This is a genomic window from Sorangium sp. So ce131, assembly GCF_051519095.1.
GTDB lineage: Bacteria > Myxococcota_A > Polyangia > Polyangiales > Polyangiaceae > Sorangium.
Map to the genome: position 1 here is coordinate 13,150,390 of NZ_CP150455.1, position 21,247 is coordinate 13,171,636.

General features: G+C 73.4%; 17 protein-coding genes. 9 read left to right on the top strand and 8 right to left on the bottom strand.

Annotation, left to right across the window (positions count from 1 at the left end; all coding sequences use genetic code 11):
* Positions 1–249 precede the first annotated feature (249 nt).
* On the top strand, positions 250–2,424 hold the full coding sequence (locus WMF43_RS47820; RefSeq protein WP_437675566.1) for a glycoside hydrolase family 3 protein: 2,175 nt from the start codon (positions 250–252) through the stop codon (positions 2,422–2,424).
* A gap of 144 nt (positions 2,425–2,568) precedes the next feature.
* Here the strand turns inward: WMF43_RS47820 and WMF43_RS47825 are convergent, their stop codons facing one another.
* The 4 genes from WMF43_RS47825 to WMF43_RS47840 all read right to left on the bottom strand — a co-directional run bounded on the left by WMF43_RS47825 (position 2,569) and on the right by WMF43_RS47840 (position 7,086).
* Positions 2,569–3,546 (bottom strand): NADPH:quinone oxidoreductase family protein, encoded by a 978-nt coding sequence (locus tag WMF43_RS47825; RefSeq protein ID WP_437675567.1) that lies wholly within the window; start codon positions 3,544–3,546, stop codon positions 2,569–2,571.
* Between the two features lie 302 nt (positions 3,547–3,848).
* Positions 3,849–4,910, bottom strand: coding sequence for an ABC transporter ATP-binding protein (locus tag WMF43_RS47830; RefSeq protein ID WP_437675568.1), 1,062 nt, complete (start codon positions 4,908–4,910; stop codon positions 3,849–3,851).
* Positions 4,907–6,409: an oligopeptide/dipeptide ABC transporter ATP-binding protein gene (locus WMF43_RS47835; RefSeq protein ID WP_437675569.1), complete on the bottom strand. Its 1,503-nt coding sequence runs from the start codon at positions 6,407–6,409 to the stop codon at positions 4,907–4,909. Before WMF43_RS47835 ends, WMF43_RS47830 begins: the two co-directional genes overlap by 4 nt.
* The gene (locus WMF43_RS47840; RefSeq protein ID WP_437675570.1) at positions 6,406–7,086 is read right to left on the bottom strand and encodes a DNRLRE domain-containing protein; all 681 of its coding nucleotides are present in this window, start codon (positions 7,084–7,086) and stop codon (positions 6,406–6,408) included. Before WMF43_RS47840 ends, WMF43_RS47835 begins: the two co-directional genes overlap by 4 nt.
* Positions 7,087–7,250: 164 nt before the next feature.
* Here WMF43_RS47840 and WMF43_RS47845 point away from each other — a divergent pair, with 164 nt between their 5' ends.
* Entirely contained in the window at positions 7,251–7,685 is a 435-nt protein-coding gene (locus WMF43_RS47845; RefSeq protein ID WP_437675571.1) for a hypothetical protein, read from the top strand.
* A gap of 80 nt (positions 7,686–7,765) precedes the next feature.
* Here WMF43_RS47845 and WMF43_RS47850 read toward each other — a convergent pair whose 3' ends face one another.
* From WMF43_RS47850 to WMF43_RS47860, 3 genes are all read right to left on the bottom strand, one after another.
* Positions 7,766–8,239, bottom strand: coding sequence for a DUF6036 family nucleotidyltransferase (locus tag WMF43_RS47850; RefSeq protein WP_437675572.1), 474 nt, complete (start codon positions 8,237–8,239; stop codon positions 7,766–7,768).
* The gene (locus WMF43_RS47855; protein ID WP_437675573.1) at positions 8,193–8,441 is read right to left on the bottom strand and encodes a hypothetical protein; all 249 of its coding nucleotides are present in this window, start codon (positions 8,439–8,441) and stop codon (positions 8,193–8,195) included. Before WMF43_RS47855 ends, WMF43_RS47850 begins: the two co-directional genes overlap by 47 nt.
* A 211-nt stretch (positions 8,442–8,652) precedes the next feature.
* Positions 8,653–9,456: a hypothetical protein gene (locus WMF43_RS47860; RefSeq protein WP_437675574.1), complete on the bottom strand. Its 804-nt coding sequence runs from the start codon at positions 9,454–9,456 to the stop codon at positions 8,653–8,655.
* 208 nt (positions 9,457–9,664) lie between these two features.
* On the opposite strand from WMF43_RS47860, the gene WMF43_RS47865 reads away from it, so the two are divergent.
* The 3 genes from WMF43_RS47865 (at position 9,665) to WMF43_RS47875 (ending at position 13,207) form a co-directional block, all read left to right on the top strand.
* Entirely contained in the window at positions 9,665–10,408 is a 744-nt protein-coding gene (locus WMF43_RS47865; protein ID WP_437675575.1) for an SDR family oxidoreductase, read from the top strand.
* A 95-nt stretch (positions 10,409–10,503) separates the two neighbouring features.
* Positions 10,504–12,054, top strand: coding sequence for an aminopeptidase P family protein (locus WMF43_RS47870; RefSeq protein ID WP_437675576.1), 1,551 nt, complete (start codon positions 10,504–10,506; stop codon positions 12,052–12,054).
* A gap of 430 nt (positions 12,055–12,484) precedes the next feature.
* The gene (locus tag WMF43_RS47875) at positions 12,485–13,207 is read left to right on the top strand and encodes a hypothetical protein (RefSeq protein ID WP_437675577.1); all 723 of its coding nucleotides are present in this window, start codon (positions 12,485–12,487) and stop codon (positions 13,205–13,207) included.
* A 60-nt stretch (positions 13,208–13,267) separates the two neighbouring features.
* On the opposite strand, the gene WMF43_RS47880 is transcribed toward WMF43_RS47875, so the two are convergent.
* Positions 13,268–14,500, bottom strand: coding sequence for an aminotransferase class I/II-fold pyridoxal phosphate-dependent enzyme (locus tag WMF43_RS47880; protein WP_437675578.1), 1,233 nt, complete (start codon positions 14,498–14,500; stop codon positions 13,268–13,270).
* A gap of 414 nt (positions 14,501–14,914) precedes the next feature.
* Between WMF43_RS47880 and WMF43_RS47885 the strand changes: the two genes are divergently transcribed.
* The 4 genes from WMF43_RS47885 to polA all read left to right on the top strand — a co-directional run bounded on the left by WMF43_RS47885 (position 14,915) and on the right by polA (position 21,078).
* Positions 14,915–16,678, top strand: coding sequence for a S8 family peptidase (locus WMF43_RS47885; protein ID WP_437675579.1), 1,764 nt, complete (start codon positions 14,915–14,917; stop codon positions 16,676–16,678).
* 95 nt (positions 16,679–16,773) lie between these two features.
* On the top strand, positions 16,774–16,980 hold the full coding sequence (locus tag WMF43_RS47890) for a hypothetical protein (RefSeq protein ID WP_437675580.1): 207 nt from the start codon (positions 16,774–16,776) through the stop codon (positions 16,978–16,980).
* 20 nt (positions 16,981–17,000) lie between these two features.
* Positions 17,001–18,335, top strand: a complete 1,335-nt coding sequence (locus WMF43_RS47895; protein ID WP_437675581.1) for a carboxypeptidase regulatory-like domain-containing protein — start codon at positions 17,001–17,003, stop codon at positions 18,333–18,335.
* Between the two features lie 34 nt (positions 18,336–18,369).
* Entirely contained in the window at positions 18,370–21,078 is a 2,709-nt protein-coding gene (gene polA / locus WMF43_RS47900; protein ID WP_437675582.1) for a DNA polymerase I, read from the top strand.
* Positions 21,079–21,247: the final 169 nt, after the last annotated feature.

Consider the following 21,247-nt stretch of genomic DNA (forward strand, 5'->3'; position numbering starts at 1 on the left):
AACGGCCGTCCGTCCGTGGCTCCCCTGCACAGGTTGTGGCGTTATGCCACGGCCCGGCGCGCCGCGCTGCGCCGCCCGGTTTGCGTATTGCGGCCCGAGTCGGTCCATGGTTTACGGGTGACGTCTCCGAGGCACGTAGTGTCTGGGTCCCCACGCGCGGGCCCCGGCCCGAACGACGCTTTCTATCGCTGACACGGTTCACCTCGAGTCCCATCCTTCTTAATCATTGACAACAAAGGGGAGCACCTTATGCGCCTCACACGGTATGCGACATGGATCCTGGCGGCGGCGGCTGTTCTCGCGCCGGCCGCCTGCGGTGACGACGACCCGTCCGGCGACGCCACCAGCGCCGCGAGCGGCGGGACGGGCGGCGGCAGCAGCGGCAGCGGGGCGAGCTCGCCGACGGGCACGGGCGGCGGCAACAGCAACCCGAGCGGCACCGGGGGCGGGGGTGACGGCGGCGGCGGCTCCGGGAGCGGCTCGGGCCTGCGGTCCTGCGACGACGGGTGGCCCAAGCTGGAGAGCGAGGTCGCGAAGGATCCGGAGATCGAGGCGGCGGTCGCCGAGCTCCTCGGCCGGATGAGCCTGGAGGAGAAGGTCGGCCAGATGGTGCAGGCCGAGATCAATGAGGTCACGCCGGCGGAGGTGAAGGAGTTCCACCTCGGCTCCATCCTGAACGGCGGCGGCTCCTGGCCCGGCAAGGACAAGGACGCGACGGCGGCGGAGTGGGTCGCGCTCGCCGACGCGCTCTACAACGCCTCGATCGACACGGCCGGCGGCACCCGCGTGGCCATCCCGATCATCTGGGGCATCGACGCGGTGCACGGGAACAACAATGTCCGCGGCGCCACGCTCTTCCCGCACAACATCGCCCTGGGCGCCGCGCGGGATCCCGAGCTGATCGAGCGGATCGGCGCGGCGACGGCCAAGGAGGTCGCCGCGACGGGCCTCGACTGGACCTTCGCCCCGACGCTCGCGACGGTCCGCGACGACCGGTGGGGCCGCACCTACGAGGGCTACTCCGAGGATCCGGAGATCGTGAACGCGTACGCGGGCCGGGTCGTGAAGGGGATCCAGGGCGACCCCAAGGGCGCCAGTTTCCTCGGCGCCGCCAACGTGATCGCCACGGCCAAGCACTTCATCGGCGACGGCGGCACGGACAAGGGCGATGACCAGGGGAACAACCTCTCCAGCGACACCGAGCTCTGCAAGATCCACGGCCAGGGCTACATGTCCGCCATCCCCGCGGGCGCGCAGACCGTCATGGCGTCCTACAACAGCATCCGCGGCGAGAAGATGCACGGGTACGGCCCGCTGCTCACCGAGGTGCTCAAGGACGAGTTCAATTTCGACGGCTTCGTGATCGGCGACTGGAACGGCCACGGCCAGGTGCCCGGGTGCGAGAACGACTCGTGCGCCAAGGCGATCAACGCGGGCGTCGACATGATCATGGTCCCCTACAAGGCGGACTGGAAGCCGTTCTACCAGAACACGATCGCGCAGGTGAACGCCGGCGAGATCACGCAGGCGCGGATCGACGACGCGGTGACGCGGATCCTGCGGGTCAAGATGAGGGCAGGGCTGCTCGGTCCGAAGAAGACCAAGGGGGCCCCGTCGACGCGCATGTACGCGGGGCAGCAGAACCTGCTCGGCGCGGCGGAGCACCGGGAGCTCGCGCGCGAGGCGGTCCGGAAGTCGCTCGTCCTCCTCAAGAACGCGGGCGGCGTGCTCCCCCTCGACCCGGGGTCGAAGGTGCTCGTCGCGGGCAAGTCGGCGGACACCATCGCGAACCAGACCGGCGGCTGGTCGCGGACGTGGCAGGGCACCGACAACACGAACGCCGATTTCCCGAACGCCCAGTCGATCTACTCGGGCATCTCCGAGCTGGTGCAGGCGGCCGGCGGCCAGGCGACCCTGAGCGCGACCGGCACCGGCGCGTCGGCGAACTTCGACGCCGCGATCGTGGTGATCGGCGAGACGCCTTATGCCGAGATGTTCGGGGACATCCAGCTCGCGACGGACGACAACCCGCACGCGAAGACGCTCGAGCACGCGGTGTTCCACCCCGAGGATCTGGCCGTGATCAACGCCATCCGGACGGCCGCGCCCGAGCTGCCGATCGTGACGGTCTTCCTGTCGGGCCGCCCGCTCTACGTGAACAAGGAGCTGAACCGCTCCGACGCGTTCGTGGCGGCGTGGCTCCCGGGCTCCGAGGGCGGCGGCGTGGCCGACATGCTCTTCGGCGTGGAGGAGTTCCACGGCAAGCTCTCGTTCTCCTGGCCCAGGACCGATTGCCAGCGCATCAACCGCCACGATCCCAACGAGGCAGAGGCGCTGTTCCCCTACGGCTTCGGCCTGACCACGGCGGACCAGGACACGCTCGGAGAGCTCCCCGAGGCGTCCACCGCCGGCGGCTGCCCCTGACCTGTCCCTCGGCGCCCCTGCCGCTCGCCTGAGCGGCGGGCGGCGCTCCCCGAAGCGCCGCCCGGCGCGCCCCGCTCGCCGCCGCGCGAGCGGGGATCCCTGCCCCGATCCGACCACCCCCCGGCCGCCCTGCGCGGGCCGACCTCAGCGCGCGTTCGTGAGCACCACCTTGCCCGTGGTCGCGCGCGACGTGACGGCCGCCATGGCCGCTCGCGCCTCGGCCATCGGTCGGACGGAGGAGATGAGCGGCTTGATCGCGCCCCGGCCGTGGAGCGCGTAGAGCTCGTCCTGGACCCGCCGCGTCAGGGCGGGCTCGGCGCGGCTGTAGGTGCCCCAGTAAAAGCCGATCACCGCGTAGTTCTTCACGAGGAGGTGGTTCGCGCGCGCCGCGGGGAAGTGGCCTGACGCGAAGCCGATCACCAGGATGCGGCCCTCGAAGGCGATGCACTTGGTGGATCGATCGAAGACGTCGCCGCCGACGGGGTCGAAGACGATATCGGCCCCGCGGCCCGAGGTGTGGTCCTTGACGACGGCGACGAAGTCCTCGCTCCGGTAGTCGATCGCGACGTCCGCGCCGAGCGCGCGGCAGACCGCCACCTTCTCGCGCCCGCCTGCGGTGGCGATGACGGTCGCGCCGGCCGCCTTGGCGATCTGGATCGCCGCGCTGCCGACGCCACCCGCGCCGGCGTGCACGAGGACCGTGTCGCCGGGCTGGAGGCCCGCGCGCCGGTGCAGCGCGAAGTGGCCTGTCTGGTAGGTGATCGTCAGCGCCGCGCCGTCCTCGAACGGCATGCCGGCCGGGAGCGCGTAGGTCGTGCGCGGGCCGGCGATCACGTGCGTCGCGTAGCCGCCCGAGCCGGGCAGCGTCGCGGCCACGCGGGCGCCCGGCGGCAAGGACGGCTCGCGGCTCTCGACGACGACGCCGGCGACCTCGAAGCCGGGGATGAACGGCGGCGTTGGCCTGACCTGATGGGCGCCCGCCGTGAAGAGCACGTCGGGGAAATTGATCGCCGACGCGGCGACCTCGATCCGGACCTCTCCCTCGGCGAGCGGGGGATCGTCCACCTCTTCCCAGACGAGGATCTCGGGGGGGCCGAACGAATGGCCGCGCCAGGCGTGCATGGTCCGCGGACCTTACGAGAGAAGAGATTTCAACGCAAAGGCGCAAAGACGCAAAGACGCAAAAAAACACAGAGAAATTCTGGTTTGCGCCTTTGCGCCTTTGCGCCTTTGCGCCTTTGCGTTGAAATCTCTCGGGATCCCTGGCCGAGACTTGTGACGCTCGGAACTGGGTGTCTCCAGGGGCCACGACCCTCTTCAACTCTTCCTGTCCTGGGTCCTACCGATTCTGGCTCGTCGCGGCACAGGGCTGCCGGGAGCGCCCGTGGACCGTCGCGCGCGCGGGGCTCGCCGGCCCCGCCGCGTCACTCGACCTCGGGGTGCCAGCACGCCACGCGGTGGCCGCTCCCGGCGGCGAGCTCCTCGAGCGGCGGGATCTCGACGTCGCACTTGCCCTCTTCGGCCTTGCGGCAGCGCGGGTGGAACACGCAGCCCTCGGGCGGGTTGATCGCGCTCCCCGGCGCGCCCGGGAGCAGCCGGCGCGCCTTGCCCCCGCGGTCGAGCGACGGCATCGCGTCGAAGAGGGCGCGCGTGTACGGGTGGTGCCGCCGCTCGGCCACGTCCTTGGCCGGGCCGATCTCCACGATGCGGCCGAGGTACATCACCGCGATGCGGTGGCTCACGTGCTCGATCACCCGGAGGTCGTGCGAGATGAACAGGAGGCTCAGCGAGAGCTCGTCCTGGAGCTCCTCGAGCAGGTTGATGATCTGGGCCTGGACCGACAGGTCGAGCGCGCTCACCGGCTCGTCGCAGACGACGAAATGGGGGCGCACGACGAGCGCCCGGGCGATCGCGATCCGCTGCCGCTGCCCGCCCGAGAACTCGTGGGGGAAGCGCTCCATCATGTCCGGCCGCAGCCCGACCTTCTGGAGCGCGCCCTCGACCATCGTCGTCGCCTCGTCGCGGCTCCTCGCGAGGCGGTGGATCACGATGCCCTCGCCCACGATCTCGCGCACCGTCATCCGCGGGTTGAGCGAGCCGTAAGGGTCCTGGAAGACGATCTGCATCCGCCGGCGCGTGGCCCTGAGCGCGCGGCCCGACATCGCCGTGAGGTCCTCGCCGTCGAAGAAGATGCGGCCGAGCGTGGGCTCGACGAGCCGGATGGCCGTGCGCCCGAGCGTGCTCTTGCCCGAGCCCGACTCGCCGACCAGGCCGAGCGTCTCGCCGCGGTGCACGTGGAAGGTCACCCCGTCGACGGCCTGCACGAACGACGGCCTCGCGAACGGGCCGCGCTGCACCGGGTACAGCTTCGAGAGCCGCTCCACCTGGAGCAGCGGGCGGGCGCCGCGCGCGCTCTCGGCGCGCGCGGCGGCGGCGCCCGCGGCGTCGCCCTGCGACGGAAGCGGGAAGTCGCTGTCGCGCGTCACGCGGCGCCCTCCTCGCCGGCGCGCCCGGCCTCGGCGAGCAGGAAGCAGCGCGCCGCGTGGCGCCCCGTGCTCGGGCCGGCGGGCGGGACGCCGTAGAGGTCCGGCGCCTCGGCGCGGCAGCGCGCGAACACCACGTCGCAGCGGTCGGCGAAGCGGCAGCCGGGCGGCGGGTCGCGCAGATCCGGCAGGGCGCCCGGGATGGTCGGCAGGCGCAGCGCCTTCTCGCCGCGCACGCGGTGCGGCCGGAGGCCGGGCGCGGGGATGCTCCGGAGCAGCGCCCGCGTGTACGGGTGCGACGGCGCCGCGAGCACCCTGCGCGCGGGCCCCTGCTCCACGACCGTCCCGGCGTAGAGCACGACGATCTCGTCCGCGAGCTCGCCGACCACGGCGAGGTCGTGCGCGATGAGCAGGAGGCTCATCGACGACTCCGCCTTGAGCCGCTCGAGCAGGTCCAGGATCTGCGCCTGCGTGGTCATGTCGAGCGCGGTGGTCGGCTCGTCGGCGATGAGCAGCGAGGGGCCCGGCGCGAGGGCCATCGCGATCATGACGCGCTGGCGCATGCCGCCGGACAGCTCGTGCGGGTAGCTCCCGGCGCGCACCTCGGGCTCGGGCAGGCCGACCTTGCCGAGCAGGCTCACCGCGTAGAGCCGGGCGTCGCCGCGCGACATGGGGCGGTGCAGCCGGATCGCCTCGGCGATCTGGGCGCCCACCGTGTACACGGGGTTCAGCGAGGTCATCGGCTCCTGGAAGATCATCCCGATCTTGCCGCCGCGCACGGCGCGCATCTCGCGCTCGGTGAGCGAGAGCAGGTCCCGGCCCTCGAGCTCGATCGCGCCGGCGTCGACGGACGCATACGGCGCGGGCAGGAGCCGCAGGATGCTGAGCGCGGTCACCGTCTTGCCGCAGCCCGACTCGCCGACGAGCGCCACCGTGCGCCCGCGCGGGACCGAGAACGAGACGCCGTCGAGGGCGCGCGTGACGCGGCCGTCGGCCGAGAACGAGACGCTGAGGTGGCTCACGCGGAGCAGCGTGGGCGGCGGCGCCTCCTCGGGCGCCGGGGGCGGCGCGGTGCGCAGGAGCGGGAAGGGGGGCACGCTCGCCACCGAGCGCCGGGTCACGGCGGGCTCCTCGTCGACGTCGATGCTGTCGGCGCGGCGCGCGAGCAGCAAGGCGAGCGAGGCGGGCGGCACGCTCTCGCGGGGATCGGACGCGGGCGGCGTCCCGCCGGGGCCGGAGGCGGGCGGCCTGACGGAGGCGGGGGGCCTGGCGGACGCGGGGGGCCTGCCGGAGGCGGGCGGCGTCCCCCCGGGGCCGGAGGCGGGCGGCTTGCCGGAGGCGGGCGGCGTCCCGCCGGGGCCGGAGGCGGGCGGCAGGCCGCTGCCGGCGTCGGGCGCGGGCGGCCTGCCGTCGCCCGTGTCGTAACGGATGAGCGGCAGCGGGAGAGCGCTCGGCCTGGAAGCCCGCTCGCCGAGGTCGTCGTCGTCCTGACCGCCGCTCACCGTACGTAGACCTCGAGGAGGGGGCCGACGCCCTGGGAGACGCCCATCGAGTAGGCCGCCCCGACCGCGTCGCTCCCCGGCGCGAGGATCGCGATGCCGTGGTCGTCCCTGCGCCGCCTGGCCCAGTCGCGCACGAGCGGCGTGACGTCGATCCGCAGCGGCGTCGCGGGGCGGCGGCGCACGACGGCGGCGGCCTCGGGCAGCGACAGGCGCGGCTGCCGGCCCCACGTCGCCGTGTCCGAGCGCCACGGCTCGAGGATGCGCGCGACCTCGAGGGTGACCGCGCGCTCCGCCGGCGGCGCGCCCGGGGTCGGCTCCAGCACCACGAAGGCGCTCGCGATCTCGGCGCCGGCGCCGAAGTCCGGGGCGAACCGGAGCAGCAGGACGACGTCGCCCCCGGCCTCGCGCCCGAGCGCGACGGCGTCGGGCACGCCGGCGCCGCCGGCGTCCTCCGCGAGCACCGCGAGGTCCGCGGGCGGGAGCAGCACGCGGCGCGCGTCGATGGGCGAGGGGAGGGCGTCGGCCGGCCGGCAGCGCCCGGCGACGCAGTAGCCCGCGCCGCAGACGCCGGCGCCCGCGCAGACGCGCGCGTCCGACGCGGAGGCGCCGCCGCAGCCCGAGAGCGGCGGCGCCGCGACGAGCAAGGCCACGGGCGCGAGGGCGGCGAGCAGACGCACGGCGGGGGCGACCATAGCAGAGCGCGGCCCCGCCGGCAGGCCGTGGTCCGCCGGCCCCCTCGAGGCGCGCGCCGCCGCGGCGCCGCGACGGGGATGTGCCGCGCTGCACCGCGGGTCGCGATCCCTGTTGTCGGGCCGCGGCCGCTCTGCTGGGATCCCGTGCCGTGCGCGTTCGAGCCGTGGCCGTCCTGAGGGTGCTCGTGGTCCTTGCCGCCTTGCCCGCGGCGCTCGTTGCCTGCGGAAAGAAGGCGCCGCTCGGCTCCCCGTGCCGCGCCGACGACGACTGCGCCTCCGGACTCGCCTGCCACCGCGAGCAGTGCCTGCACGAGGGGAGCGCCCGGCGCCTGCGCGAGGAGGAGCAGCGCAGCGCCGGCGGCGGCGCGCGGAAGGTCGGCGACCGCATCGAGGTCGAGTGGAAGGGCGCTTACAAGCCGGCGATCATCACCGGCGTGGTCGCCCCGGGCAGCTACCGCGTCCATTTCGAGGGCTACGACGCGCAGTGGGACGAGGTCGTGACGGAGGCGCGCATCAGGGGCGGCGCGCGGCCGGGGCCCGGCCCGAAGACCGTGGTCCCCGCGGCGAGCGGCTCGTCGGGCTGAGCGGCTGAAGGGCTTTCGCGGAGCACCCGCAGATCGAAGACCAGGCGCGGTGTCGCGAGCGCAGCCGAGCTGCCCTTGGTTCAGCTCGGACCAGTGCCGCGCTGGAGCCGGAGGAGGCGCTCCAGCGCCTCGACGTCGGCGCGATCCTGAAGGCGATCCGCGGCGCGCTTGTTCGCGAGCAGATCCTCCAGCGCGATGACCGGACAACGGACGTGCTCGCCGAACGCCACCTCGATGCGACGTGGCCACGCCTCGGCAAACTCAACGCCGGAGATCTGCGTGAGCACGTCGATCCGTCGAGGCGGAACGCCCATCATGAAACCGACGCCTGGCGTGGCGAGATCCAGCTCCGAGAGCTCCGAAAGCGGCGCCCCGAACCGACGCAGCGCGTCCATGACCCGCGTCGCGTTCTCGGGGCTGGCCTCTATCCAGACATCGAGGTCCTTCGTCGCACGCGGGCGGCCATGCACGCCGACGGCGTACGCCCCGACAACCATGAACCTCGCGTCAGCGGCGGACAGGGCGGAAAGCAGATCGAGGAAGTCGTCGTTCATGGGTGGATCCGGGCAAAGCCAGCTCGAAGAGCTCCTGGCTCAGCTTCCAGGTGACCTCGGCGCGCTGGTCTACGGGGATGGCGTTCCAGAAGAGAGCGTCCGCGTCCGCCTGCGCCTCGCCCTCGCCGGGCTGGAACACGCGCATCATCCACCCCGCGCGAGCCCTCCGTCGCGCCTCCTTGGCCTCTTCGCCTGCGCTCATGAACACGACGATACCACGCCGCTCGGATCGGCCGAGGGGCCTGCGGCGTTCGGTCGAGCCTCCCGGCTGCCGGCGCTCATCCGAAATCGCGTGAGCCTGGAGAAGCCGACCTCGACCCTGCGGCACCGAGGCGGCGCGGCCGCGCAGCGGCGGGTCACCCTGACCTGCGGCGGCCGGACGGGGCCACATCGCGCAAGACGAGCGCGATGCGTTATCCGTCGATCTGCAGGTGGTAGTGCGCCGGCGTCGTCTCCTCGAGCACGTCGACGCCGCCGGCCTCCGCGGCGCTCTCGAGGAACGCGCGCTTCTCCTTGGCCGACATGGTCCGGTTGCGCACGTCCACGGCGCCCTTGCGCAGGTGCGCGGAGACGTAGATCCCCCGGTCGATCTGGTCCTGGATCACGGCCTCCATGGCCGCCACCACCTGCTCCGGCGGCTTCTTGGAGGCGCTCTGGTACGCCTTCTTGATCTCCTGGACCGCCGCCTTGTTCCGGTAGAGCTTGAGCAGGTCCTCGCCGAGCCTGAGCTTCGTGAACATGGCCCTCGCCTGGCGGTTCGCGTCGCGTGTCCCGCTCGTGATCACGAGGTGCTCCCGCGTGCGGCGCGCGTAGCCCCGATCGAGCTGCTCGAGCTTCTCGGCGATCTTCGGCGGGAGGCTCACGCCCGGCAGCACCTCGTACGGCGGCGTGGTCCACGGCTCCACGGGCACGGCCTTGCCGAGCGCGGTGAGCGGCGGCAGCTGCGCGCGCCGCTCTTCTTCCTCGGAGGGCAGCTCGTCGCAGTCGCTCGGCGGCGCTGCCGCGGCGCGCGGGGCGCCCTGGGCCCGCGCCGAGGCGCTCGCCGGCGCGGCGCCGCGCGGGGCACCCTGGGCCCGCGCCGAGGCGCTCGCCGGCGCGACGGGCGCGCTGGCGCCGGGCAGGTCGATCCCGGGCAGGTCGATCCCGGGCAGGTCGACCGACTCGAGCTTTTCCGTGCACCCGGCCGCGCAGAGCAGCGCGGCGGCGAGGGCGCGCAAGCGGCGCGCCGGCTTCCTCGGGAGGTTCTTCGCGGCTCGGCGGCGTGTCGGCAACATCGGCAAAGCCGGCCCAGCGTGCCATGGGGCGCGCGGGCGGAGAAAAAAACGGCGGCGCCGCCGCGCGCCGTCAGGGCGATGGGCATCGCCTCCTCCGCCTGGCCTCTCCGGTCTCACCGCCCCGCGGCGCCACATCGGCTAGACCAGCGCCATGCCCCACATCCCCCTGTCCGGCCGCGTCGCCCTCGTGACCGGCGCCGGCACCCGCGTCGGCGCCGCCATCGCCCGCTCGCTCGCGGCCGCGGGCGTCGACCTGGCCGTCCACTACGCCACGAGCGCCGCCGGCGCGGACGCCGTGGTCGACGAGGCGCGCGCCCTCGGCCGCCGCGCGATCGCGCTCCAGGCGGACCTCTACGACCGCGCGGCGCTCGCCGGTCTCGCCCGGGCGGCGCTCGACTGGTCCTCTGGCCGGCTCGATCTGCTGGTCCACAACGCGGCGAACTTCGATCGCGTCCCGCCGGCCGAGCTCTCCGCTGACGCCTGGGATCGCGCCATGGCCCTCAACGCGACCGCGCCGTACCTGCTCACGCTCGAGCTCGCCCCCGCGCTCCGCGCCTGCGGCGGCAGCGTGGTCGCGATCGCCTGCGTGAGCGCCGAGCGCCCCTGGAAGAACTACCTCCCTTATTCGGTCTCCAAGGCCGCGCTCGCCCACCTGGTCCGCGGCCTCGCCGTGAGCCTGGCCCCCGAGGTGCGCGTCAACGGCGTCGCTCCCGGGACGGTCCTGCCGCCGCTGTCCGCCTCGGACGAGGCGACGCTCGCCCGGCTGCGCGAGCGCATCCCGCTCCGGCGGATCGGCGAGGCCGGCGACGTCGCGCGCGCGGTGGTCTTCCTGGCCGAGAACGACTTCATCACCGGCCAGGTCCTCGCGGTGGACGGCGGCGCCTCGGTCGCCTGACCCGCCGCCTCCCGGTCGGGCGCGCTCCGCAGGGCCGCGTCCGGCGGCGCTTTGGCTTGAACGACCGCGCCAGATCGCCCCATAGTTTCAGTCCCATGAGCACCACGTTCGACAACAGCGCCCCCGATCCTGTCCAGGCTGACCCCGCGCCCCGCGCGTCCGCTGAAGCTGGATCGGCCGGGGCGCCGGCCGCCGCGGGTGGCGCTCCTGAGGCCAAGCCGGCCAGCCACGACACCTCGCTGCCGGAGGCGCTGGTCGCGTTCATGCTCGATCGGTGGGCGCCGGCGCCTCGCGAGCTCCCGCAGCCGATCGCGCATGCGGAGGTGTTCGCCGCCCGCCGCCGGGCCCTGTCCAAGCTGTTCCCGGCGGAGACGCTCATCATCCCCACGGGGCACGAGAAGGTCCGCGCCAACGACACGCATTACCGCTTCCGCCCCGGCTCGGATTTCTTCTACCTGACGGGCAACCTCGAGCCCGACTGCGTGCTCGTCATGCAGCCGCAGGAGGGGGGCGGTCACCGCGACATCCTCTTCGTCGAGCCGAACCCCGGCCGCAGCGACAAGACGTTCTTCACCGATCGCGTGAAGGGCGAGCTCTGGGTCGGCCCGCGCCTCGGCGTGGACCAGAGCCGCGCGCATTTCGGCGTCGACGAGTGCCGCGGGCTGCCCGAGCTCGACGCGTTCCTGAGCGGCCTCGTCGGCCAGGTGACGCACCCGCACCGCGTGCTCCGCGGCATGTCGGAGCGCGTCGACAACCTCCTCGCCAAGCAGGATCGCGACAAGCAGCTCGGCGAGGCGCTCTCGGAGATGCGGCTCCTCAAGGACGCGCTCGAGATCCAGGAGCTCGAGGCGGTCATCGCGTCGACGAAGCGCGGGTTCGAGGACGTCATCCGCGCGCTCCCCGCCGGGCGCAGCGAGCGCGAGGTCGAGGGCATCTTCAACCTGCGCGCCCGGGTCGAGGGCAACGACGTGGGGTACGGGACCATCGCCGCGGCGGGCCACCACGCTTGCATCCTGCATTGGACCAGGAACGACGGGAAGCTCGAGCCGGAGAAGCTCCTCTTGCTGGACGCGGGCGTCGAGGGCAACGCGCTCTACACGGCCGACATCACGCGCACGTTGCCCATCGGCGGGAAGTTCTCGCCGGAGCAGCGCGAGATCTACGAGCTCGTGCTCGAGGCGCAGGAGGCCGCGCTCGGCGAGGTCAAACCGGGCAACGACTTCATGGAGCCGAACCGCGCCGCGATGCGGGTGCTCGCCCGGGGGCTCGAGCGGCTGGGCATCCTCCCCGTGTCCGCCGAGGAGGCGCTCAAGGAGGACAAGCAGTTTTACCGCCGGTACTCGCTCCACAACGTGAGCCACATGCTGGGGCTCGACGTGCACGACTGCGCGCAGGCGCGGCAGCAGGTCTACAAGTTCGGCAAGCTCCAGCCGGGCATGGTGCTCACGGTGGAGCCTGGCCTCTACTTCCAGCTCGACGATGAGACGGTTCCGGCGCGGTACCGCGGCATCGGGGTGCGCATCGAGGACGATGTGCTCGTCACGGAGAGCGGGCATCGGAACCTCTCCTCGGGGATTCCGCGGAGCGTGGGGGACGTCGAGGCGTGGATGGCGGGGATCTGGGCGGGGGCTCCGGTCGACAAGTGAGCGGCTGAGGGGGGGCGGGCGGGCGTCCAGAGACCGCAGCGGGCGCCGCCGGGGGAGGGGGTGTCGCGCGGGCGGGCGGCGGGGGTCCCCCCACAAACTCGCGCCTTTTAGGGGGCTATTGCCACACTGGGGGGGTGGCGTGGACTGGGGGCGACTCGCTCCGATGCGGGCCGGCGCTCGGGTTTGTGGGGCCCACCCCCGCCGCCCGCCCGCGCGACACCCCCTCCCCCGGCGGCTCTTGCGTGAGTGGGGCGGAGAGCAGGAGCGCGACGGGCAGGGGAGCGAATTTGGAGTTGTGGCTTCGATCGCCTGCGCAGAGACTGCGTGGACGGGCGGCCAGAACCGGGGCTGGACGCCTGGGGCAATCACTCCTTTTCGCTGACGCTGGCATCGTTGGCGCTTCGAGCCGGCGTGGATAGCTGAGGTTTCTATGAAGTGGACATGGCTTGTTATTCTTGGATGCCTGCTGGTCGGCTGCGGAGACGATGATCCCGCCGGAGGCGGGGGCCACGGCGGGGGCGGCAATGCCGATGGTGGGGGCGGCAATGCCGACGGCGGGGGCGGCAATGCCGACGGCGGGGGCGGCAATGCCGATGGTGGGGGCGGCAATGCCGATGGTGGGGGCGGCAATGCCGATGGTGGGGGCGGCAATGCCGATGGCGGAGGTGGCAATGCCGATGGCGGAGGCGGCAATGCCAACGGCGGGGGCGGCAATGCCGACGGCGGGGGCGGCAATGCCGATGGCGGCGGCGGCAATGACGGCAACGAAGGCGGCGGCGGCCACGATGGAGGGGATGCGGTGACGCTCGAGATGGCCACCGACGAGGTCTTCTCGTCAGGGTGCGCGACGTTCGTCGATGGCGCCTGGGGGGTCGGAGAGACCGGCTTCGAAGAGGGGGAGGTGGTGAACCTCGACTGCGCCCTGGTGCCCGTCGTGGTCGACGGGAACCCCTACTGGATCACGTCGGCCACGTTCGAGGGAACCCTCGGCCTGGACGAACTGGCCTACTCGTTCTCGACCGCCGAAGCGCCCGTGGTCGAGGGGAGCGAGCGCCTCGTCCTCACCGACGCGGCGTTCTTCGGGGAGCTCTTCTCGGGGACCGTCAACGTGACGGAGGTCACGTTCAACGCGGTGACCATCACGATCGAATAAAGGCCACCGAAGGCCCGGCGGCCGCCTCGACGCGAAGCGCCACGTCGAGGCGGCGCGACCTCAAGAGGCGACGTGTCGGGCGATCGTGTCGACGAGCCGCGGAATGTCGCGCTCGGCGACCGCGCAGAGCGCCACACGCAAGGCCCCCGCGGAGATCGGCACGACGAACACCCCGTCCTTCTGCAGCCGCGCGGCCGCCGCCTGCGCGTCCTCGCAGAACACCGTGATGAAGAACCCGCCGGTGTAGCGCGGATACCGCAGCTTCCGGGTCGAGGCGAGCTCGTTCCATTTCGCCACGCGGCGATCGAGCAGCGCCTTCAGGGACGCGCGCTCCTTCTCCGTGCGCGCCCGGAGCGCAGGGTCGGTGAGCGCACGGGCGATCGCGGCCATGCCGCCGGCATTGCAGTTGGACCAGGTGCCCCGGCACGAGTAGTTGAGCGCATTCTGGATCCGGCGGCGCTGCTCGGCGTCAGGGTGGATCGCGAGGAGCGCGCCCACCCGGAGGCCGTACTGCGTGAACGCCTTCGACGCCGACCAGGTGACCAGGATCATCGCCTTGCCCGCGAGCTGCAGCACCTGATCGAGGCAGCTGTCGAGGCCGGCCGCGCTGTAATGCGTGTACGCGACGTCGAGGACCACCGTGATCGGCGCGCGCTCGCGCCCCGGCGCCGCGCCGACGCGATCGACGACCTCCACGACACGAGCCCACTCCTCCTCGTCGAACGAGTAGCCGGTCGGGTTGTGACAAGGGGAGTTCAGGATGAGCATCCCGCGCCCCTGGGACTCCACCGTGGCCTGGAGCTTTCGCTCGAGATCGACCGTGTCGAGGCGGCCGCGCTCGTCGAACATCCGGAAGGTCGCGAGGCCGCGATCGACCTCATCCGTGAACGTGCGGTAAGGGGCCCAGTAGTACGAGGTGGTGAGCGCGGTCTGTTGCGGCTCCAGGAAGTCCGCGATCGCGAGGCGGACCGCGCCGCTGCCGCCCGGCGTGGCCACCGCGGCCGTCCACTCGGCCGCCGGCCGCTCGCCGAGCACGTCCGCCACCACGCCGCGAAGGAACTCGGGGCTGCCCGCGATCGGCGCATAGCCGGCCCCGACGCTCGCCGGCATGTCGCGCAGCGCCTCGGCGACGCCCTCCATCACCGCGAGCTTCCCGTCATCCTCCAGCAGGACGCCGATGGTGGCGTTCAAGATCGACTCGCCCTTGGCCGCCCGCGCGGTCGCCTCGGCGTTCAGCGTGAAGATCGGATCGTTGCCAGGTCGGTCGGCGCGCGACGGAATCAGGAAATCCATCCATGTGGCGGCTAGCACGTCTGCCGCCCGGCCGCGATGGCGGGAAAGGCGGCACGTTCGCCGGCCGTCCAAACAACCGCCCGAAGGCCTCGCCCGACGCGGCGGCGCGTCAAACGCGTCAGGCTGGGCGCGCCTGACCGGCGGGCGGAGCCGGCTTGACGCGCCGGCGCCGGGGCGATGGCTGCTCGCGGGCGGCGGCGCTACCCTGCGGACGAGGAGACCTCTATGCATCAGTCTCGCCTTCAGCGTGGGCCAGGGACCGCCACTCATCCAACAGGGCGGGCAACAGGGCGCGCGGCGCTCGCGACCTCGCTGCTCGCCGCGGCGGCGCTGCTCGCGCTGTCCGGCGCGGCCAGGGCGGACGGAGCAGACACAAAGCGCGCTGAAGCCGCGCTCGCGACACACTCGCCGGGGATGCTCGAGCCCCGCCTCCCGAGCTACGCCGATCCCGCCCGGCACGGCGACCCCGGCTCCGCCCTGGGCGGCTTCGATCTGCCGCACGAGCCGGTCGCGACCGCGGGCGAGCCGCTGCTCGGCATGAGCTCGGAGCTCGAGGAGACGAGCTACGACATCCCCGGCCAGATCGTCGTCGACGCGCGCGACGACCTCGACGACGGCGCGCTCGCGGCGCTCGCGAGCGACTTCTCGCTCCGCCTCCTCCCGACCGCGCTCGCGTCCGAGACCAGGATCCAGATCGCCACGATCAACGGCCCGGTCAGCGCCACGCTGGCCCGGCTCGCGCGTGATCCCCGCGTCGAGGCGGCCGAGCCGCTCGCCTGGGTGCGGGCGTCGTTCATCGCCAACGATCCGCTGCTCAAGGAGCAATGGCACATGGCGCGCGTCGGCGCCGAGCGCGCGTGGGACTTCTCGACCGGCCGCGGCGTCACCGTCGCCGTGGTCGACACCGGCATCGCGTGCGAGACGCACGGGCCCTTCGTCAAGGCGCCCGACCTCGCCTCGACCGAGTGCGTGGAGGGCTGGAACTTCGTCACCAAGACGAACCACGCCAACGACGACCAGGGCCACGGGACGCACGTCGCGGGGACCATCGCGCAGTCGACGAACAACGGCATCGGCGCGGTCGGGCTCGCGTTTCACGCGCGCCTCATGCCGGTGAAGGTGCTGAACGAGAGCGGCTGGGGCACCACCGCCGACGTCGCCGACGGCATCCGGTGGGCGGCCGAGAACGGCGCGCACGTCATCAACCTGAGCCTCGGCGGCCCGCGCAACTCCAAGGTCCTCCAGAACGCGATCGACTACGCGGTCGGGCGCGGCGCGGTCGTCGTCGCCGCGGCCGGCAACACCGGCGGGCGCGTGCAATACCCCGGCGCCTCGGACGGCGTCATCGGCGTCAGCGCCAGCGATCCGAACGACAAGATCGCGCGGTTCTCCTCGCGCGGCCAGGGCGTCGACGTCGCGGCGCCCGGCGTGAACGTCACCCAGCAGACCATCTGCAACCGCGGGCGCGGCGACTGCGAGGCGCCCTACCCGGCGTACAACGGCACCTCGATGGCCGCGCCCCACGTCGCCGGCGCGGCGGCGCTGCTCGTCGGCCTCGGCGTGTCCGACCCGCGCGCGGTCGAGGACGCGATCCGCGCGGGCGCGCGCGTGGTCGACGACTCCGAGAGCGGCAAGCTCCTCTACGGCGCCGGCATCCTCGACGCCGCGAGCTCGGTCGCGCGCGTGACGCAGAGCCACATCGTCGTGCGGATGCTCGCGCTGCTGCTGCTCGCCGGGTGGGTCGCCCGCCGCGCCCGCAAGAAGGACGCGAACGCCACGAGCCCGTGGCAAGTGAGCTTCCTGATCCCCGCGCTCGCGGCGGGGCCGGGGCTCTTCTTCTTCGCGCCGTGGATCCTGCCGCGGGTGGACCTCGCGGTCGACGTGCTGGCCCGGCCGATCGCCGACCTCGATCTGCTGATCGGCGCGTCGGTCCACCGCTGGCTGCCGCTCGCCAACGCGCTGATCCCGCTCGGCCTCACCACGCTCTTCTTCGGCGTGAAGAAGCTCAGGCCGGCCATCGCGGGCATCGCGGTCGGCACGGCGGCGTACCTCACGTCGGTCGTCGTGCTCGGCGAGGTCACAGGTCCCCTCGGCCGCGTGGCCCTCGTCGTCTGGTGCGCGGTCAACGCCGCGGCCTGCCTCTGGATCGCCCGGACGAACCTGTCCGCGTCGCGCTGACCCGGCGTTCCCGCGCCTCCCGCGCCGCGGCCCTCGCCGGGCGAGCCGCCCGGTCTCTTGGGACCTTCCTCCGAAACGAGCTAGGATGCCGCGTCATGAGGCCCGGCACCTTGCTCCTGCCTTTCACGCTGCTCCTCGCGGCCTGCGGCGGCTCCTCCAGCGAGACGCCGTGGCCCGCGGAGCCGCAGACACCCCCGCCCGGCCCTGCGGACGAGGCCTCCACGACCGAGCCGGACGGCGCCGGCTCGGCCCCGGAAGACGCGGCCGAGGGCGCGGCCGACCGGACCGACGCCGGCCGCTGAACCGACGGGGCGAGGGCGGCATGACGGGGGGCCAGACGGCGGGCGCGCAGCGGAGGGCGTGGCTCTCCGCGGCCCTGCTCTCGCTGGCGCTGCTGGTCGTGCCGCTCCTCGTCTGGCTGCTCCTGCCGCGCCCCGCCCCGGTGACGCCGGCGCGGCGCGAGGCCGCGCAGGCAGAGCTCGCGCCGCCCGCGCCCGAGCCGCCCCCGCCGAGCGAGCCCGCCGCCGTGGCGCCGCCCCCGGCGCCCCCGCCGCCGCCGCGCGAGACCACGGCCGCGAGCGCGGCGCCGATCCGCGGCGTGGTCCTGGATCCGGACGGCCGCCCGATCCCCGGCGCGGCGGTCAGCTGCCGCGAGGAGCCGAGCGTGACCGCGAGCGCCGACGCCGAGGGCCGCTTCGAGCTGCCGCCCGAGGCCGACGGCTGTGACGCCATCGCATCGCACCCGCCGTTCGGCGACGCCGAGCCCACGCGGGTCGCCGCGGGCCGCGACAACGTCCTCCGCCTGAGCGCCGCGGGCGCGATCGAGGGCGAGGTGGTGGACGAGTCCGGCAGGCCCGTTGAGGAGTACCTCCTCGCGATCGAGTCGTTCAGCCCGAGCGCGCCCGGCGCGCGCTCGAGCGTGAGCGGCCGCGCGCGCAAGGTGTCCGACCCGGCCGGCGCGTTCGTGTGGGACGAGCTCCCGCCGGGCCGCTACGTGCTCACCGCGAGCGCGGCGGGCCGCCCGCCTGCGCGCAGCGCGCCGGTCGACGTCGGAGGCGGGCGCGCCGCCCGCCGCGCTCGGATCGTGCTGCGGCAGGGCGCGACGCTGCGGGGCACGGTCATCGACGCCGACTCGCGCGCGCCGGTCGTCGAGGCCCAGATCGAGCTCGACGCCGCGACCTCGTCCGGCGCGAACGCGATCTCGCTCGCGCTCACCGACGCGGGCGGCAACTACGAGCTCGTGGGCGTGCCCGCGAGCGGCCCGTTCTCGGTGCGCGTGCGCCACGAGCAGTACATGACCAAGATCGTGCCCGGCCTCGACGCGCGCGGCGCGGGGTCGCTGCGCGCCGACATCGAGGTCCGGAAGCTCGGCGACGGCGGCTCGCGCGAGGAGCTCACCGGCATCGGCGCGGTGCTCTCGCCCTCGCCGAGCGGCGTCCTGATCGCCAGCGTCATCGACGGAGGACCGGCGGCGCTCGCCGGCCTCATGCAGGGCGATCTCCTCGTCCGGATCGACGGCGAGGCGACGACGGATCTCCCGCTCTCGGATTGCATCCAGCGCCTCCGCGGCGCCCCGGGGACGCGCGTCACCGTCGGGGTGGAGCGGGACGGGCGCGTCGTCGAGGTGACAATGCGGCGCGACGTCGTGGTTCACTGAACCGGACCCGCGCCGAGGTGCTAAGGGTCGGTCCATGTCCTCGCGCCCCACCGCGCTTCCCCCGGCCGGAGCTCCGGATGTCCTCTACCTGATCGACCTCTCGGGCTACGTCTTCCGCGCCTACCACGCGATCAGCCCGCTCTCGAGCCCGAGCGGCGAGCCGACGCACGCGACGTACGGCACCGTCGCGATGCTCACGAAGCTCGTGGACGAGCGGAAGCCCGCGTACCTCGGCGTGGCGATGGACTCCGCCGGCAAGACGTTCCGCGACGAGCTCGACGCCCGCTACAAGGCGCACCGGCCCCCGCCGCCGCCCGACCTCGGCGTGCAGATGAACCGGTGCCGGGAGATCGTCGACGCGTACCGCATCCCGATCTTCATCCAGGAGGGGCTCGAGGCGGACGATCTCATCGCCGTCGCCGTCGCGCGGGCCAAGGAGCAGGGGCTGCGCGTCGTCATCGCGTCGAGCGACAAGGACCTCATGCAGCTCGTCGACGACGACCGGGTGATGCTCTGGGACGCGATGCGCGACAAGGTCTACGGCCAGCCCGAGGTGATCGCGAAGTTCGGGGTGCCGCCGGAGCAGGTGCGCGACCTGCTCGCGCTCGTCGGCGACACCTCGGACAACGTGCCCGGCGTCCCCGGCGTCGGCCTGAAGACGGCCGCCGAGCTGCTCGGCCAGTTCGGCTCGCTCGCGGCGATCTACGCCCGCCTCGACGAGGTGAAGAAGCCGCGGATCCGGGAGTCGCTCAAGCAGCACGAGGCCGACGCGCTCCTCTCGCAGAAGCTCGTGACGCTCGACGGCTCCGCGCCCGTCTCGCTCGATCTGGAGACGCTGCGCTACGGCGGCGCCGACACCGGCAGGCTGCGGGAGCTCTTCACCGAGCTCGGGTTCTCGAGGTTCCTGAAGGCGGTCCGCGCGCCGGAGCCCGCCGCGCGCGCGGCGACGTCGACCTACCAGATCGTCACGACGCGCGCGGCGCTCGAGGACTTCGCGAAGGCCGCGCGCGCGGCGGGGCGCCTCGCCCTCGACGTGCACGCGACGAGCCGCGAGCCCATGAGCGCCCACGTCTGCGGCGTCTCGCTCGCGTGCGAGCCGGGGCGCGCCGTGTACGTCCCGCTGGGCCACCGCTACCTCGGCGCGCCCGCCCAGCTCACGATGGCGGACATCGACGCGGTCCTCGGCCCGCTGCTCGCCGATCCCGAGCTCCCGAAGGTGGGCTACGACGTCAAGTTCTGCGAGGTGGCGCTGCTGCGGCACCGCATCGGGCTCGTCGGGGTCGCCTTCGACGCGATGCTGGCGAGCTACCTGCTCGATCCCGAGGCGAAGAACCAGCTCCACGAGCTCGCCGAGCGCGAGCTCGGCGCCAAGGTGCAGACCCTCGACGAGGTGGCCCCGAAGCGCCGCGGCCAGGCCCAGCGCGGCCTCGACGAGGTCGAGATCGGCGAGGCCTCGACCTACGCGGCCGCGCACGCCGACGTCGCCCTCTCGCTCACCGACCGGCTCCGCCCGCGGCTCCGCGCCGAGCGGCTCGAGGACCTGCTCGTCCAGATCGAGCTGCCCCTCGCCGCGGTGCTGGCGGAGATGGAGCTCACGGGCGTCCTCGTCGACCCGCAGGCGCTCGCGGCGCTCGGCGCGCAGATGACGACCGAGCTCGCGTCGCTCGAGGAGAAGGCGCGCGAGCTCCTGGGGCACGACGTCAACCTGGCGTCCCCGAAGCAGCTCGAGGCGGTGCTGTTCGACGAGCTCAAGCTGCGCTCCCAGCGCAAGACGAAGACCGGCCGCTCGACCGACGCCGACGTGCTCGAGGCGCTCTCCGAGGACCACCCGTTCCCCGGCGTGGTGCTCGAGCACCGCGCGATCGCCAAGCTCAAGGGCACGTACGTCGACGCGCTGCCGCGCCTCCTGCACCCGGGCACGGGCCGCATCCACACGCGCTGGAGCCAGGCCGTGGCGGCCACCGGGCGGATCTCGTCCCAGGATCCGAACCTGCAGAACATCCCGATCCGCACCGAGCTCGGCAGGATGATCCGCCGGGCGTTCGTCGCGCCGCCCGGGAGCGTGATCGTGAGCGCCGACTACTCGCAGATCGAGCTGCGCGTGCTCGCGCACCTCTCGAAGGATCCCGTGCTCGTCGACGCCTTCCGCACGGGGCAGGACGTGCACGTGCGCACGGCCATGGAGATCTTCGGCGTGGACGCCGCCGGGGTCACGGACGAGATGCGCCGCCGGAGCAAGACGATCAACTTCGGCGTGATCTACGGCATGGGCGAGGCGGCGCTCGCGAAGCGCCTCGACATCTCGCGCGCGGAGGCGGCGCGCTTCATCGACGCGTACTTCTCGCGCTACCGCGGCGTGCACGAGTTCATGGAGCGGACGATGGCCGACGCGAGGCGCTCCGAGTCGGTGCGCACGCTGCTCGGCCGGCGCCGCCTGCTCCCGGACCTGCGCAGCAGCGACCGCATGCGCCGCGCCCAGGCCGAGCGCATCGCGCAGAACACCCCCATCCAGGGGACGGCGGCGGACCTCCTGAAGCTCGCGATGGTGCGCGTCCCGCGCCCGGTCGTCCCCGGCGCGCGCATGGTGCTGACCGTCCACGACGAGCTCGCGTTCGAGGTGCCGGCCGGGGCCGTCGAGGAGGCGAAGGCCAAGGTGCGCGATGCGATGGAATCGGTCTTCCCGCTCGACGTGCCGCTCGTGGTCGACATCGGCCACGGCCCGACCTGGGCAGAGGCCCACTGACGCCTGCGTCGGCCGGCCCGATCCGGGCAGCGGCGTACCGACGGCGACACCGGCAGGTTCGCGACCCCGCAGAGGCTCCCGACGTCCACGACGAGCGGCGGGGGTCGGCCGCGCGCGGCGGCACGGCGAGCAGACAAAACGACGACGCCCGCTTCACCTTGCGGTGAGC